Genomic DNA, 15,149 nt, shown 5'->3' on the forward strand with positions numbered 1-15,149 from the left:
GCCCCGCCCGCGGCTTCAGCTTTCGTCGCGCCAGCGGTTGACGATCGGGTAGCGGCGATCCAGCCAGAAGGCGCGGTGCGTAAGCCGGGTGCCGGGGGCGGACTGGAAGCGCTTGTATTCCGAGATATAGACGAGGTGTTCCACCCGCTTCACGGTGTCCCGGTCGAAGCCCGCGGCCACGCAGTCGGCCACGCTGGCCTCCTCGTCGATCAGCAGAGTCAGGATCGCGTCCAGCACCTCGTAGGGCGGCAGGCTGTCTTCGTCCTTCTGGTCCTCGCGCAGCTCGGCGCTGGGGGGCTTGTCGATCACGCGGGGCGGGATCACCTCGCCCTCGGGGCCCTTCATCCACGGGCGGTGGTTGGCGTTGCGCCAGCGGCAGGTCTCGAAGACGCGCGTCTTGTAGAGATCCTTGATCGGGTTGTAGCCGCCGTTCATGTCGCCGTAGATCGTGGCGTAGCCCACGGCGACCTCGCTCTTGTTGCCCGTCGTCAGCAGCATGGAGCCGAACTTGTTGGACAGCGCCATCAGCAAGAGCCCGCGCAGGCGGGACTGGATGTTTTCCTCGGTGATGTCGGCCTGCGTGCCTTCGAACAGCGGCGCGAGCGTATTGGTGACGGCGGCGCGGCTCTCGGTGATCGGCACGTAGTCGTAGCGACAGCCCAGCGCCTTGGCGATGGCCTCGGCGTCTTCCAGCGAGGCTTGGGAGGTGTATTCGGAGGGCAGCATCACGCAGCGCACGTTTTCCGCGCCCAGCGCATCCACCGCGATCGTGGCCACCAGCGCGCTGTCGATCCCGCCGGAGAGCCCCAGCAGCACCTTGCCGAACCCCGTCTTGCGGCAGTAGTCGCGCAGGGCTTCGACCATGCAGCGGTAGTCCTGCTCCCAGGCGTCGGGCTGATGGGCCTTCACGCCGGCCTCGGCGCGCCAGCCCTCGGGGGTGCGCACCAGGTCCACCGTGGCCAGTTCCTCCTCGAAGGGCGGCAGGATCATCGCCATCTCGCCCCCCGGGTTCAGCACGAAGCTCGCCCCGTCGAACACCTGGTCGTCCTGCCCGCCGACCATGTTGAGATAGATCAGCGGCAGGCCGGTTTCGACCACGCGGGAGACCATGTGGTTGAGCCGCGTTTCCAGCTTGCCCCGGTAGTAGGGCGAGCCGTTGGGCACCAGCAGGAACTCCGCCCCGGTCTCGGCGAGCGTCTCGGCCACATCCTCGTGCCAGGCATCTTCGCAGATCGGCGTTCCGATACGTGTGTTGCCCACGCTGTAAGGGCCGCCGAGGGGGCCGCTGTCATAGAGGCGCACCTCGTCGAAGACGGTTTCGTTGGGCAGGTGGTGCTTGAGCACGCGCCTGTTGACCTTGCCGCCCTTCAGGATGTGGTAGGCGTTGAACAGCCGGCCATCTTCGAACCACGGCCCGCCGATGCCCATGGCGGGGCCGTCGGCGCATTCGGCGGCCAGCGCGTCGATCCGGGCGATGGCGGCCTCGAAGAAGGCCGGTTTGCGCACCAGATCCTGCGTGTTGTAGCCGGTGATGAACATCTCGGGCAGCGCCACCATGTCCGCCCCGGCGAAACGGGCCTCCTGCCACGCGGCCTTGGCGCGGGCGGCGTTGCCCTCGAGATCGCCCACGGTGGGGTTCAGCTGGGCAAGGGTCAGGCGAAAACGGTCACTCATGCGCGGGCCTCGTTTCTGTCGTCGCCCCCGTCTTTACCAGACTGACCGGCAAGGGAAAGCCGCATCCGCCCGATCGGCGCAAAAGCCGTTGTCACGTTCCGGAGGCTCCTTTACTTTCGGCCCCGAAGTGCGCTCAGGCAGCACGCAGAGAAGAATGCCAAAAGGGCTAAGGGGGCTCACGTGCAGGTCACAACCGTTGGAACACGCGCCGCGAAAGGCGCCGCAACCGCCATTCTCATAGCGCTCGCAGCGCCGGGCATCGCCGCGGCCCAGTCCGCCGGCGGCGGCGCCGTGGTGACGAAGCAATACGAGGACGGCGGCATCTACGAAGGCACCTTCCGCAACGGCAAACAGCATGGGCAGGGCACCTACCGCCTGCCCAACGGCTACGAATACACGGGCGAATGGCAGGACGGCGAGATCCGCGGCCAGGGGATGGCGAAATTCCCCAACGGCTCGGTCTACGTGGGCAGCTTCGCCAACGGCAAGCCCGAGGGCGTGGGCAAGATCACCTTCGCCGACGGCGGCACCTACGAAGGCGAGTGGACGGACGGCCGCATCGAGGGCAACGGCATCGCGACCTACGCCAACGGGGTGGTCTACGAAGGCGGCTTCCGCAACGCGCTGCACCACGGGCTGGGCACAATGAAGAGCCCCAACGGCTACATCTACGAAGGCGACTGGGTGGATGGCGTGAAGGAGGGCACCGGCCTCATCACCTACCCCGACGGCGCGATCTACGAAGGCGGCATGGTCGCGGGCAAGCGCGAGGGCAAGGGCAAGCTGACGATGCCCGACGGGCTGGTCTACGAAGGCGACTGGCTCGACGGCCAGATCGACGGCACCGGCAAGCTGACCCAGCCCAACGGCGACGTCTACGAAGGCGAGTTCGTGGCCGGGCAGCGCCACGGACAGGGCAAGGTCATCTACGCCAACAGCGATGTCTACGAAGGCAGCTTCCGAAACGACAAGCGCCACGGGCAAGGCACCTTCATCGGCACCGACGGCTACCGCTACGTCGGCGGCTGGGTGGAGGGGCGCATCGAGGGCACCGGCGAAGTCACCTACCCCGACGGCTCCGTCTACGTGGGCACCTTCAGGAACGATCTCGCCGATGGCACCGGCAAGATCACCTACCCGGACGGCAACACCTACGAAGGCGAGTGGAAGGCCGGCGTGATCGAGGGCAAGGGCATCGCCCGCTACACCAACGGGCTCGTCTACGAGGGCGAGTTCGCCAATGCCAGGAACCACGGCCAGGGCGTGATGACCTACCCCGACGGCTACCGCTACGAAGGCGAGTGGTTCGACGGCCAGCGCCACGGGCAAGGCGTGGCCACCTATGCCGACGGCACCGTCTACACCGGCGAGTTCCGCGCCGGCCAGCGCGAAGGTTTCGGCACCATCGTGATGCCCGACGGCTTCCGCTACGAGGGCGAGTGGAAAGGCGGCGAGATCGACGGCAGGGGCGTGGCCACCTATGCCAACGGCGATGTCTACGAGGGCATGTTCAAGGCCGGCAAACGCCAGGGCGAAGGCACCATGCGCTTCGCCACCGGCCAGCGCCAGAGCGGCACCTGGGAAGGCGGCGCCTTCGCCGACGGCGAGACGACCTTCCCCGCGGGCGATGGCGCCGAGGCGCCGCAGTCCGATGCCGGCACCGCACCGGCGCAGGGCGAAGCGGCCGACGGCGGCACGGGCAACTGAGCCGCGCCCGTCCTTGGGCCTTCGCGACACCGAAGGCCCATTCCGAAAACAGCAGCGCCCGGTCGGGTTTCCCGTCCGGGCGCCGTGTTTTCACAAGACGTTCAGCTTTACTCGTGGCCCGTCAGACCGGATCGGGCCCAATCAGGCGCGACCATCGCGATAGCGCGACAGCGGCCGCACCTGCCGCTCCAGGTGCTCGATGATCAGCGAGGCGAGATCCTTGCCCGTGGCCTTCTCGATGCCTTCGAGCCCCGGCGAGGAGTTCACCTCCAGCACCTTCGGCCCCTCGGCCGATTGCAGCATGTCCACCCCGGCCACCGACAGACCAAGCTCGCGCGCCGCCCGCTTGGCGGTCTCGCGCTCCTCCTTCGTCGTGCGCACGGATTTCGCGGTGCCGCCCTGGTGCAGGTTGGAGCGGAAATCCCCTTCCGCCCCGGTGCGCTTGATCGCCCCGACCACCTTGTTGCCCACCACGAAGCAGCGCAGGTCCGAGCCGGCGGCCTCCTTCACGAACTGCTGCACGAGGAAGTTGGCGTCCAGCCCGCGGAAGGCATCCACGAGGGTTTCGGCCGCCTTGCGCGTCTCGGCGAGGATCACGCCCTTGCCCTGCGTGGAGGACAGCAGCTTGACGACCACGGGCGCCTTGCCGGCCAGCTCGATCAGGTCCTTGGTGTCCTTGGGCGAGTTGGCGAAGGTCGTCACCGGCATCCGGATGTTGGCCCGCGCCAGAAGCTGGTGCGCGAGCAGCTTGTCGCGCGAGGCGCCGATGGCGGCGGCGGAGTTCAGGCAGTAGGCGCCGGTGGCCTCGAACTGGCGCAGCACGGCCATGCCGTAGCCCGTCACCGAGGCCCCGATGCGCGGGATCACCGCGTCGAAGCGGGGCAGCACCTTGCCGTCGAGATGGATCTCGGGCGATACGCCGCCGATCTTCATGTAGCAGCGCGTGGTGTTGATCACCTCCACCACGTGCCCGCGGGCCTGCGCCGCCTCTATCAGGCGGCGGCTGGAGTAGTTGCCGGCCTCGCGCGTCAGCAGCGCCAGCCGCAGCGGGCGCTTCACCGGGCGGCGGCGCGGCAGCCCCTTGTAGGCGTCGTAGGACAGCACCGGCTGGGCGCAGGAAATGTTGGGGTTCACCACCATGTCGTCCTGGATCGCCGTGCGCCCGAGCAGCATCCGGTAGGCCATGGTTTCGCGGTTCGTCAGCGTCACCTGGATCGGCCAGACCCGCCCGCCGATCTGAAGCGGCGTCTCGATCACGTAGCGCAGTTCCACCTCGCCGTTCGAACTGGTGACCTGCCGCCTGTCCACGACCTTCGCGGAGCAGGTGATCTCGAGGTTGGGGTCATCGGGATTGGGGTGCAGCAGGAAGCGCACCTGCGGGTTGTCCGCAGCGCCGAAGGGCTCGATCTCCGCCGCGTGCAGCGCCGATGTGCGGGCCCCGGTATCCACCTTGGCCAGAACCGCCGGAAGCCCAAGCTCCGGAAGGCTCAGCCATTCTTCCCATCCCAGCAGGAATTGCGTGTCCAATGACGTCACTCCGTTTCGCGCGGCAACCCACGCCGCGCCGTCAACACAGACTCCGGCTTATTCACGCAAACGCAGCCCAAGGCGAGGAAAATCCGCAGCCCCCGCAATGAATCGTCGCGTCGCGCCCGGCCGGCGGCGCCGGCGCCGCGTCAGACCGGCGCCCCCGCCTCCAGCCGCGCCAGCAGCGCATCGCCCTCGCGCAACACCTGCGCCCGGTGGCCCGCGTCCATCCGCTCCCAGGTGCGATACATCTGCGCCATGCGCGGATTGCCCGCGAAGCGCTCCCGGTGGCGGTTCAGGAAATGCCAGTAGAGCAGGTTGAACGGGCAGGCCCCCTCCCCCTTCTTCGCCTTCACGTCGTAGGCGCAGCTCTTGCAGTAATCCGACATCCTGTCGATGTAGGCGCCTGAGGAGACATAGGGCTTGCTGCCCACCACGCCGCCGTCGGCGAACTGCGACATGCCCAGCGTGTTGGGCGCCTCCACCCACTCGAAGGCATCGGCATAGACGGAGAGATACCATTCGTGCACCTGCGCCGGATCGACGCCCGCCAGCAGCGCGAAATTTCCGGTGATCATCAGCCGCTGGATGTGGTGGGCATAGGCCTCCCGCTCGGTCTGGCCCACGGCGGCCTTGATGCAGGCCATCCGTGTCTCACCACCCCAGTAGGCCGCCGGCAGATCGGCCGTGTGCCCGAGCGCGTTGCGCCGGGTGTAGCCGGGGCCTTCGAGGAAGTAGACGCCCCGGATGAACTCACGCCAGCCGAGGATCTGGCGGATGAAGCCCTCCACGCTGTTGAGCGGCGCGCGGCCCGCGGCGTATTCCGCCTCCGCCGCGCGGCAGACCTCCAGCGGATCCAGCAGGCCCGCGTTGAGATAGAGCCCGATCATCGCGTGGTTCAGGAAAGGGTCATCCTTCAGCATGGCGTCCTGTGTCTCGCCGAACCCCGGCAGCCCGTGGGCGAGGAAATGCGCGAAAGCCTGCTGCGCCTCGGCGGCATCTGTGGCGAACCAGAAATCATCGAGGCTGCCGAAGTTGCCGGAAAAACGATCGTTCACCATTGCGATCACCGCGCGCGTCGTCTCATCCGGCGCAAAACGCCTGGGCCCCTGGCGGAACAGGTCGGGTTTGGCGGGCTTGCGGTTGTCGTGATCGTAGTTCCACTTTCCGCCGGCGGGCTTGCCGCCCTCCATCAGCAGGCCGGTTTCGCGCCGCATCTCGCGGTAGAAATACTCCATCCGCAGGCTCTTGCGCCCCTCCGCCCAGGCAGCGAACCGGCTTTGCGCGCAGATGAACCTGTCATCTTCCAGCAAGTGCATCTCGAGCGGCATCTCTTCCAGCGCCTCGATCAGGCGCCATTCGCCCGGACGCGTGGCCAGAACGCTTTGGGCACCGGTGGCCTGCGCCGCCGCCAGAAGGGCCTCGGGGATGGAGGCCACTGGGTCATCGCCGTCGAGCCGCGTGTAGCGCAGCCGCCAGCCCTCGGCCTCCAGCCGCGCGGCGAACCTGCGCATCGCGGCGAGGATGAAGGCGATCTTCTTCGGGTGGTGCGGCACGTAGCCCGTCTCGGCGGCGACCTCCGCCATCACCACCACGTCGCGGCGCTTGTCCGCCGCCTTGAGCGCCGAGAGGCCCGGCGAAAGCTGATCGCCGAGAACGAGAACGAGCCGGGGAGAATCGGAGGTGCTCACCAGGCGATCTCCTTCCCGGCCCAATCGCGGAAACAGCCGGTTTCGGCCGGGGTAAGCCCGTCGAGCACCGCCAGCAGCTTCGCCGCGCTTTCCTCCGGGGCGACGGCCGGGTGGCGACCGCGATAGTTCGCGGTGAAATCGGTGGCCACGGTGCCGGGGTGCAGCGCGGCGATCACGGCCTGCCTGTGGGTGCGCGCGATCTCGATCGCGGCGGTGCGCAGCATCTGGTTGAGCGCCGCCTTCGAAGCGCGGTAGCCATACCAGCCACCGAGATGGTTATCGCCGATGGAGCCGACACGGGCCGAAAGCGCTGCAAACTGCCACGGCGCGTTGCGCGGCTGGCGGGGCAGCAGGTGCTTGAGCAGCAGCAGCGGGCCGATGGCGTTGACCGCGTAGAGGTGGGCCAGCGCATCTGACTCGACGGCTCGAAGGGATTTTTCAGGCGCCGCGCCCGGCGGGGCCAGTTGGCCGACGCAACAGATGATGCGATCAAATGCCCCCGGCACCCGGCCCAGACCCTCCACGACGCTGGCCTCGTCGGTCACGTCCAGCCCGTCGCCGCTGCGGCTCAGGCCGACCACCTCAGCCCCACGCGCGCGACTCGCCTGCGCCAGCGCCGCGCCGATTCCGCCCGATGACCCGATGATGAGAACCCGCTCCATGGTGTTCCTCTGCCTTTCCTGCGCTTCGGCGGCCTTCCGCCGCACGACGATCATGGCGGGAGCTAAGCCGAAAGGAAGATGCGTCAATTTCCCGCCCACCGCAGCCCGATTTGGCTTCCCTTTCCTTCGCAGCTGCGTATTATCGCGCGCCATGGATCGCTTTGCGCATATCAGCCCCTTCGCCGCCCCGGCTTTTGCCGGTGCCGCCGTGCTGTCCGCGCTAGCCCTGCTCCTTAGCCGCCTCTGAGCGTGCCGGTTCGGTGCGACCGCTCAGAGGATACGTGACGCACCTTGAACCCCAATCCGGCTAAGCAGACAGCACGAAAGACATTGCCATGACGACCGACAAGAGCCAGCAGGACCAGGTCCTGATCTTCGACACCACCCTGCGCGACGGCGAGCAGAGCCCCGGCGCCACCATGACCCACGACGAGAAGCTGGAGATCGCCTCGCTGCTCGACGAGATGGGCGTGGACATCATCGAGGCCGGCTTCCCCATCGCTTCGGAAGGCGATTTCAAGGCCGTGAGCGAGATCGCGAAGCGCAGCCGCAACAGCGTGATCTGCGGGCTGGCCCGCGCCCAGTTCGGCGACATCGACCGCTGCTGGGAAGCGGTGAAACACGCCGCCCGCCCGCGCATCCACACCTTCATCGGCACTTCGCCCCTGCACCGCGCCATTCCGAACCTGACGCAGGACGAAATGGCCGAGCGCATCCACGAGACCGTGAGCCACGCGCGCAATCTGTGCGACAACGTGCAATGGTCGCCGATGGACGCCACCCGCACCGAGCACGACTACCTCTGCCGCGTGGTGGAGATCGCGATCAAGGCCGGCGCCACCACGATCAACATCCCCGACACCGTGGGCTACACCGCGCCGCGCGAAAGCGCCGATCTGATCCGCATGCTGCTGGAGCGCGTACCGGGCGCGGACGAGATCGTCTTCGCCACCCACTGCCACAACGATCTGGGCATGGCCACGGCCAACGCGCTGGCCGCCGTGGAGGCGGGCGCGCGCCAGATCGAATGCACCATCAACGGCCTGGGCGAACGCGCCGGCAACACCGCACTGGAAGAGGTGGTGATGGCGCTGAAGGTGCGCAACGACATCATGCCCTTCCGCACCGGCATCGACACGAAGAAGCTGATCCACATCTCCCGCCGCGTGGCGACGGTCTCGGGCTTCCCGGTGCAGTACAACAAGGCCATCGTCGGCAAGAACGCCTTCGCCCACGAAAGCGGCATCCACCAGGATGGCATGTTGAAGAACGCCGAGACCTTCGAGATCATGCGCCCCGAGGACATCGGCCTGTCCGAAACGAACCTCGTCATGGGCAAGCACTCGGGCCGCGCCGCCCTGCGCGCCAAGCTGGCGGAACTGGGCTTCGAGCTGGCCGACAACCAGCTCAAGGACGTCTTCGTGCGCTTCAAGGCGCTGGCGGACCGCAAGAAGGAAGTCTACGAGGACGACCTGCTGGCGCTGATGCGCGACAGCGGCTCGGACCCGGCCAACGAGCGCATCCAGGTGAAGTTCCTGCGCGTGATCTGCGGCACCGAAGCGCCGCAGTCGGCGGATCTGACCCTGACCATCGACGGCGTGGACAAGCAGATCACCGCCCAGGGCGACGGGCCGGTGGACGCCACCTTCAACGCGGTGAAGGCGCTGTTCCCGCACAGCGCGCGCCTGCAACTCTACCAGGTGCACGCGGTGACCGAGGGCACCGACGCCCAGGCTACGGTGAGCGTGCGCATGGAGGAAGACGGCAAGATCGTGCACGGCGAGGCGGCCGACACCGACACGGTGGTGGCCTCGGCCAAGGCCTACGTGAACGCGCTCAACCGCCTGCTGGTGCGGCGCGAGAAATCCAAGCCCGGCGACGACGTGAAGACGGTTTCCTACAAGGACGTCTCCTGACGAAACGGGCCATGGCGGCCCCTTTCTGAGCGCCCCGGCCCCCGCGGCCGGGGCGTTTTTCGTTGCGTCGCGAAATTGAGGGGGCTCCGCCCCCGCCGCCGTCCGGCGGCTCCCCCGGGATATTTGCGAAACAAAGTGGGGCCGGGGAGATGTTGGATATTGGAAAGGATTCGGCGTTCGGCCTGACGAAATCCTGGCAAAAAGTCAGAAAATCGAAAGGCGGCGAAAAGGTGCCGAGGCGGGTGCCATTGGCCTTTTCAACCTGAGCGTCAAGGGCCTATAACACTGCGGCCCGCCGAGCCACGACTCGGGCAGGGCCAATGGCGCATCTGGGGAACGGGAAGACCGATACATGCTAGGCTTTGGGGGATTGTTTTCGTCGGACATGGCGATCGACCTTGGGACGGCGAACACGCTCGTCTACGTGAAGGGACGGGGCGTGATCCTCAACGAGCCCAGCGTGGTGGCCTACCACGTCAAGGACGGCCGCAAGCAGGTGCTCGCGGTGGGGGAAGATGCCAAGCTGATGCTGGGGCGCACGCCCGGCTCCATCGAGGCGATCCGGCCGATGCGCGAAGGCGTGATCGCGGATTTCGACGTGGCCGAGGAGATGATCAAGCACTTCATCCGCAAGGTCCACAAGCGCACCACCTTCTCCAAGCCGAAGATCATCGTCTGCGTGCCGCACGGTGCCACGCCGGTGGAGAAACGCGCGATCCGGCAATCCGTGCTTTCCGCGGGCGCGCGCCGTGCCGGGCTGATCGCCGAGCCGATCGCGGCGGCCATCGGGGCCGGGATGCCGATCACCGATCCGACCGGCAACATGGTCGTCGACATCGGCGGCGGCACCACGGAAGTGGCGGTTCTGTCGCTGGGTGACATCGTCTACGCGCGCTCCGTGCGCGTCGGCGGCGACCGCATGGACGAGGCCATCATCTCCTACCTGCGCCGCCAGCAGAACCTGCTGATCGGCGAAGCCACGGCGGAGCGCATCAAGACCTCCATCGGCACCGCGCGGATGCCCGATGACGGGCGTGGCGCGGCGATGCAGATCCGGGGCCGCGACTTGCTGAACGGCGTGCCCAAGGAGATCGAAATCAACCAGGCGCAGGTGGCCGAGGCCCTGAGCGAGCCGGTGCAGCAGATCTGCGAGGCGGTGATGACGGCGCTGGAAGCCACGCCGCCCGATCTCGCGGCCGACATCGTGGACCGGGGCGTGATGCTCACCGGTGGCGGCGCGCTGCTGGGCGAGCTGGATCTCGCGCTGCGGGAGCAGACCGGCCTGGCCATCTCGGTGGCTGACGAAAGCTTGAACTGCGTGGCTCTGGGCACGGGCAAGGCGCTGGAGTATGAAAAACAACTGCGCCATGTGATAGACTACGAAAGCTGACGGGCGCCCTTCGCCCCCGGGAGAGACGGTGGCATACGAGCGGAATACCACATCGGAATATTTCAACCCGATCAGGCGCATCCTGATCGGGATTCTGCTGCTTGTCCTGCTGGGCATCTTCGCCGTGTGGCGGATCGACAGCCCGCGGGTGGAGCGGTTCCGCGCCGAGATCACCGACCGGATCGTGCCGAGTTTCGACTGGGCGCTGGCGCCGCTGACCTTCGTGGGCAACGTGTTCGACGATTTCCAGTCCTACCAGCGGATCTACGAGCAGAACCAGGAGCTCAAGCGGGAGCTGCAGCAGATGAAGGCGTGGAAGGAGGCCGCGCTGCAGCTGGAGCAGAAGAACGCCAAGCTGCTCGATCTCAACAACGTGCGCCTCGATCCCAAGCTCACCTACGTGACCGGCGTGGTGCTGGCCGACTCCGGCAGCCCCTTCCGGCAGTCCGTCCTGGTGAACGTGGGCGCGCGGGACGGCATCCAGGACGGCTGGGCGACGATGGACGGCATCGGCCTCGTGGGCCGGGTGTCGGGCGTGGGGCGCTCGACCGCGCGCGTAATCCTGCTGACCGATTCCAACAGCCGCATCCCCGTCACCATCCAGCCCTCGGGCCAGAAGGCGATGCTCTCGGGCGACAACACCGCCCTGCCCCCGATCGATTTCATCGAGAGCCCCGAACTGGTGCGCCCCGGCGACAGGGTGGTTTCCTCCGGCGACGGCGGGGTGTTCCCGGCGGGCCTGCTGGTGGGCCACGTGGCCCAGGGCAGCGATCGCCGGCTGCGGGTGCGGCTTGCGGCCGACTACGAGCGGCTGGAGTTCCTGCGGGTGCTGCGCAGCCGGGTCGTGGAGCCGCTGTCGGATCCCGGCAGCCTGCTTGCGCCGGTGCAGGCGCCGGCCGCGCCGGAAGATCCGGCCGCGGGCACCGCCGAGGCCGGCGCGGAAGCGGAGGCCGGCAATGGGTAACTCCATCTTCACCAGCCGGCTGGCCTACCGGATCTTCTACGTGGCGCTCTCGGGGCTCATCATCCTGCTCCACCTCGTGCCGCTGCAGACGGTGCCGCGCGGCTGGGCGGCGCCGGACTTCCTGATGGCGCTCACCTTCGCCTGGATGCTGCGGCGCCCGGACTACCTGCCTGCGCTGCTGATCGCGGCGGTGGCCTTCACCGGGGATCTGCTGCTGCAGCGCCCGCCCGGGCTGCAGGCGGCGCTGGTGCTGATCGGCGCGGAATTCCTGCGCAGCCGGATGATCCTGAACCGTGATCTGCCCTTCCTGGTGGAATGGGCGCTCGTCGGGGCCGTGGTGCTGGGCATCGCGCTGGCCGAACGGCTGGTGATGGCGGCGATCTTCGTGCCGCTGCCCCGCCTCGGCCTGACCTTCATCCAGGCGCTGATGACGATCGCGGCCTATCCACTGGTGGTGCTGGCGACGACCCATGTTCTGGGCATCCGCAAGCGCACCCCCGGCGACGTGGACCCCAAGGGGAGACTGGTATGAAGCGCTCGCCCAAGGACACGGCGGAAAGCAGCCGTCGCATCTCGCGCCGCGGGCTTCTCGTGGGCGGCATCCAGCTTGCCTTCATCGGCGTGCTGGGTCTGCGCATGCGCCAACTGCAGGTGAAGGAAGCCGACCAATACCGCCTTCTTGCAGAAGAAAACCGGATCAACATCCGCCTGCTGCCGCCGCCGCGCGGGCTGATCTACGATCGCAACGGCATCACCGTGGCCGACAACACGCAGAACTACCGCATCGTGATGGTGCGCGAGGATGCCGGCGACGTGGACGAGGTGATCGCCCGCCTGCAGAAGCTCGTCTACCTCGAACCGGCGGACCTGGAACGGGCCCGCAAGGAGATCAAGCGCCGCAGCCCCTTCGTGCCGGTCACCATCACCGACCGCATCACCTGGGAGGAATTCTCCCGCGTGGCGGTGAACAGCCCCGCCCTTCCCGGCATCACGCCGGAGGTCGGCCTGTCGCGCTACTATCCGCAATACGAGGACTACGCCCATATCGTGGGCTACGTCGGCCCGGTGTCCGATTACGATCTCAGCCGGATCGACGATCAGGACCCGCTGCTTCAGATCCCGAAGTTCCAGATCGGCAAATCGGGGATCGAAACCAAGATGGAGAAAGTCCTGCGCGGCAGCGCCGGGGCCAAGCAGATCGAGGTCAACGCCGTGGGCCGGGTGATGCGGGAGCTGGGCCGCCGCGAAGGCGATCCGGGCGAAAACCTGCAACTCAGCATCGACAGCCGGCTTCAGAACTACGTGCAGGCCCGTCTCGGCGAGGAAAGCGCCGCCGCCGTCGTGCTGGACACCCGCACCGGCGACATTCTCGCCGCGGGCTCCACCCCGAGTTTCGATCCCAACAAGTTCGTGCGCGGCATCTCGGTGAAGGATTACGCCGAACTGACGGGCAACAAGTATCGCCCGCTGGCCAACAAATCCGTGCAGGGCACCTATCCGCCGGGCTCCACCTTCAAGATGGTGGTGGCGCTGGCGGCACTCGAAGAAGGGGCGGTGAAACCGGGCGAAACGGTCTACTGCCCAGGCTACATGGAACTGGGCGACCGCCGCTTCCACTGCTGGAAGCGCGGCGGCCACGGGCAGGTGGATCTCAACAAGTCGCTCCAGCAGTCCTGCGATGTCTACTACTACGATCTTTCGCTTCGCATCGGGGTGGACAAGATCGCCGAGATGGCGCGCAGGCTGGGCCTGGGCACGCGGTTCGACGTGGAGATGTCGGCCGTCGCCGAAGGGCTGATCCCCACGCGGGCGTGGAAACAGGAAGTGCGCGGGCAGGCCTGGCTCAAGGGCGACACGCTGAACGCCTCCATCGGTCAGGGCTTCGTGCTGGCCTCTCCGCTGCAACTGGCCGTCATGACGGCCCGGCTCGCCACCGGCAAGGAGGTGGTGCCGCGGCTGATCAAGGCGATCAACGACGTGGAGCAGCCGATCAAGGGCGGGGGCGACCTCGGCTTTTCGCCGAGTTTCCTGCGCGAGGTGCAGGAGGGGATGTACAACGTGTCCAACAGCCGGCGCGGCACGGCCTACTCGATGCGCATCGTCGAGGACGCCTTCCGCATGGCCGGCAAGACGGGCACCAGCCAGGTGCGCAACATCACCGCCGCCGAGCGCGCGCGCGGCGTGGTGCGCAACGCCGATCTGCCCTGGGAGCGCCGCGACCACGCGCTCTTCGTCAGCTACGCCCCCTATGACGATCCGCGCATCGCCGTGAGCGTGGTGGTGGAACATGGCGGCGGCGGCTCGACGGCGGCCGCGCCCATCGCGCGCGACATCGTGCTCCAGGCGCTCTACGAGGGCACGCCGCCGCTCACCGCCTATCCGCAGAAGGATCGCCCCCGGATCGAAAGCCAGCAGAAGAAGCTCGTGCTGCGCGATTTCGACAATTTCGGCAAGGGCAAGACGCGCGCATGAGCTACCTCGAATACAACGTCAAGACCGTGCCCACCGGGCTGAAGAAGGTGCTCTACCTGAACTGGCCCGTTGTGGTGCTGCTGGCGGCGGTCTGCTCGGTCGGCTTCCTGATGCTCTACTCGGTGGCCGGGGGCACGCTCTCCACATGGGCGGAGCCGCAGATGAAGCGCTTCGCGCTCGGGCTTGCGGTGATGTTTGCCATCGCCATGGTGCCGATCTGGTTCTGGCGCAACATGGCGGGGCTGGCCTACGGCATCTCCCTGCTGCTGCTGCTCTACGTGGAGTTCTTCGGCTCCGTCGGCATGGGGGCGCAGCGCTGGATCAACCTGGGATTCATGCGCCTGCAGCCGTCCGAACTGATGAAGATCACCCTGGTGATGATCCTCGCGGCCTACTACGACTGGCTCGACATCAAGAAGGTCTCCCGCCCGCTCTACGTGGCCATTCCTGTAGTTCTGATCCTCGTGCCCACCGCGCTCGTGCTGCGCCAGCCCGATCTTGGCACCTCGGTGCTGTTGCTCGTGGGCGGGGCCACGGTGATGTTCCTGGCCGGGGTGAGCTGGTGGTATTTCGGCGCGGTGCTGGCGATGGTCGGCGGATTGATCTTTGCCGTTTTCCACTTCCGCGGCACACCCTACCAGCTGCTGAAGGATTACCAGTATCGCCGGATCGACACCTTCCTCGATCCCTCGTCCGACCCCTTGGGCGCGGGCTATCACATCACCCAGTCCAAGATCGCGCTCGGCTCCGGCGGCTGGACGGGGCGCGGCTTCATGCAGGGCACCCAGAGCCGGCTGAACTTTCTGCCCGAGAAACACACCGATTTCATTTTCACCACGCTGGCCGAGGAATTCGGCTTCGTGGGCGGCATGACGCTGCTTGCGCTCTACACGCTGATCCTGCTGTTCTGCGTCGCCTCGGCGCTGTCCAACCGCGACCGCTTCTCCTCGCTGCTGACCCTTGGCATCGCCACGACGTTCTTCCTCTTCTTCGCGGTGAACATGTCGATGGTGATGGGGCTTGCGCCGGTGGTGGGCGTACCGCTGCCGCTGGTCTCCTACGGGGGCTCGGCCATGCTGGTGCTGCTCGCGGCCTTCGGGCTGGTGCAGAGCGCGCATGTGCATCGCCCACGATAGGCGTCTGTGC

General features: G+C 67.2%; 11 protein-coding genes. 7 read left to right on the plus strand and 4 right to left on the minus strand.

The window, feature by feature from the left end:
* Positions 1 to 15: 15 nt before the first annotated feature.
* Complete coding sequence (locus tag PSA7680_RS02015; protein ID WP_085866988.1) at positions 16 to 1,674, minus strand: NAD+ synthase; 1,659 nt, start codon at positions 1,672 to 1,674, stop codon at positions 16 to 18.
* Positions 1,675 to 1,854: 180 nt separating this feature from the next.
* On the opposite strand from PSA7680_RS02015, the gene PSA7680_RS02020 reads away from it, so the two are divergent.
* On the plus strand, positions 1,855 to 3,381 hold the full coding sequence (locus PSA7680_RS02020) for a 2-isopropylmalate synthase (protein ID WP_085866989.1): 1,527 nt from the start codon (positions 1,855 to 1,857) through the stop codon (positions 3,379 to 3,381).
* A gap of 141 nt (positions 3,382 to 3,522) precedes the next feature.
* On the opposite strand, the gene rimK is transcribed toward PSA7680_RS02020, so the two are convergent.
* From rimK to PSA7680_RS02035, 3 genes are all read right to left on the minus strand, one after another.
* Positions 3,523 to 4,908: a 30S ribosomal protein S6--L-glutamate ligase gene (gene rimK, locus PSA7680_RS02025; protein ID WP_085866990.1), complete on the minus strand. Its 1,386-nt coding sequence runs from the start codon at positions 4,906 to 4,908 to the stop codon at positions 3,523 to 3,525.
* A 149-nt stretch (positions 4,909 to 5,057) separates the two neighbouring features.
* Positions 5,058 to 6,599 carry a cryptochrome/photolyase family protein gene (locus PSA7680_RS02030; RefSeq protein ID WP_085866991.1) on the minus strand — a complete coding sequence of 514 codons (1,542 nt, stop codon included), beginning with the start codon at positions 6,597 to 6,599 and terminating at the stop codon, positions 5,058 to 5,060.
* On the minus strand, positions 6,596 to 7,261 hold the full coding sequence (locus PSA7680_RS02035) for an SDR family NAD(P)-dependent oxidoreductase (RefSeq protein WP_085867135.1): 666 nt from the start codon (positions 7,259 to 7,261) through the stop codon (positions 6,596 to 6,598). Before PSA7680_RS02035 ends, PSA7680_RS02030 begins: the two co-directional genes overlap by 4 nt.
* A 335-nt stretch (positions 7,262 to 7,596) precedes the next feature.
* On the opposite strand from PSA7680_RS02035, the gene PSA7680_RS02040 reads away from it, so the two are divergent.
* The 6 genes from PSA7680_RS02040 to rodA all read left to right on the plus strand — a co-directional run bounded on the left by PSA7680_RS02040 (position 7,597) and on the right by rodA (position 15,139).
* A complete protein-coding gene (locus PSA7680_RS02040; RefSeq protein ID WP_085866992.1) occupies positions 7,597 to 9,177 on the plus strand; it encodes a 2-isopropylmalate synthase in 1,581 nt (526 codons plus the stop codon).
* Between the two features lie 352 nt (positions 9,178 to 9,529).
* Positions 9,530 to 10,567, plus strand: a complete 1,038-nt coding sequence (locus tag PSA7680_RS02045) for a rod shape-determining protein (protein ID WP_085866993.1) — start codon at positions 9,530 to 9,532, stop codon at positions 10,565 to 10,567.
* 28 nt (positions 10,568 to 10,595) lie between these two features.
* Positions 10,596 to 11,531, plus strand: coding sequence for a rod shape-determining protein MreC (gene mreC, locus PSA7680_RS02050; protein WP_085866994.1), 936 nt, complete (start codon positions 10,596 to 10,598; stop codon positions 11,529 to 11,531).
* Complete coding sequence (locus PSA7680_RS02055) at positions 11,524 to 12,063, plus strand: hypothetical protein (RefSeq protein ID WP_085866995.1); 540 nt, start codon at positions 11,524 to 11,526, stop codon at positions 12,061 to 12,063. The genes mreC and PSA7680_RS02055 overlap by 8 nt, the downstream gene beginning before the upstream one ends.
* On the plus strand, positions 12,060 to 14,003 hold the full coding sequence (mrdA, locus tag PSA7680_RS02060) for a penicillin-binding protein 2 (protein ID WP_085866996.1): 1,944 nt from the start codon (positions 12,060 to 12,062) through the stop codon (positions 14,001 to 14,003). Before PSA7680_RS02055 ends, mrdA begins: the two co-directional genes overlap by 4 nt.
* Complete coding sequence (gene rodA, locus PSA7680_RS02065) at positions 14,000 to 15,139, plus strand: rod shape-determining protein RodA (protein ID WP_085866997.1); 1,140 nt, start codon at positions 14,000 to 14,002, stop codon at positions 15,137 to 15,139. The genes mrdA and rodA overlap by 4 nt, the downstream gene beginning before the upstream one ends.
* Positions 15,140 to 15,149 lie beyond the last annotated feature (10 nt).

It is taken from the genome of Pseudoruegeria aquimaris (assembly GCF_900172235.1).
GTDB classification, from domain to species: Bacteria; Pseudomonadota; Alphaproteobacteria; order Rhodobacterales; family Rhodobacteraceae; genus Pseudoruegeria; species Pseudoruegeria aquimaris.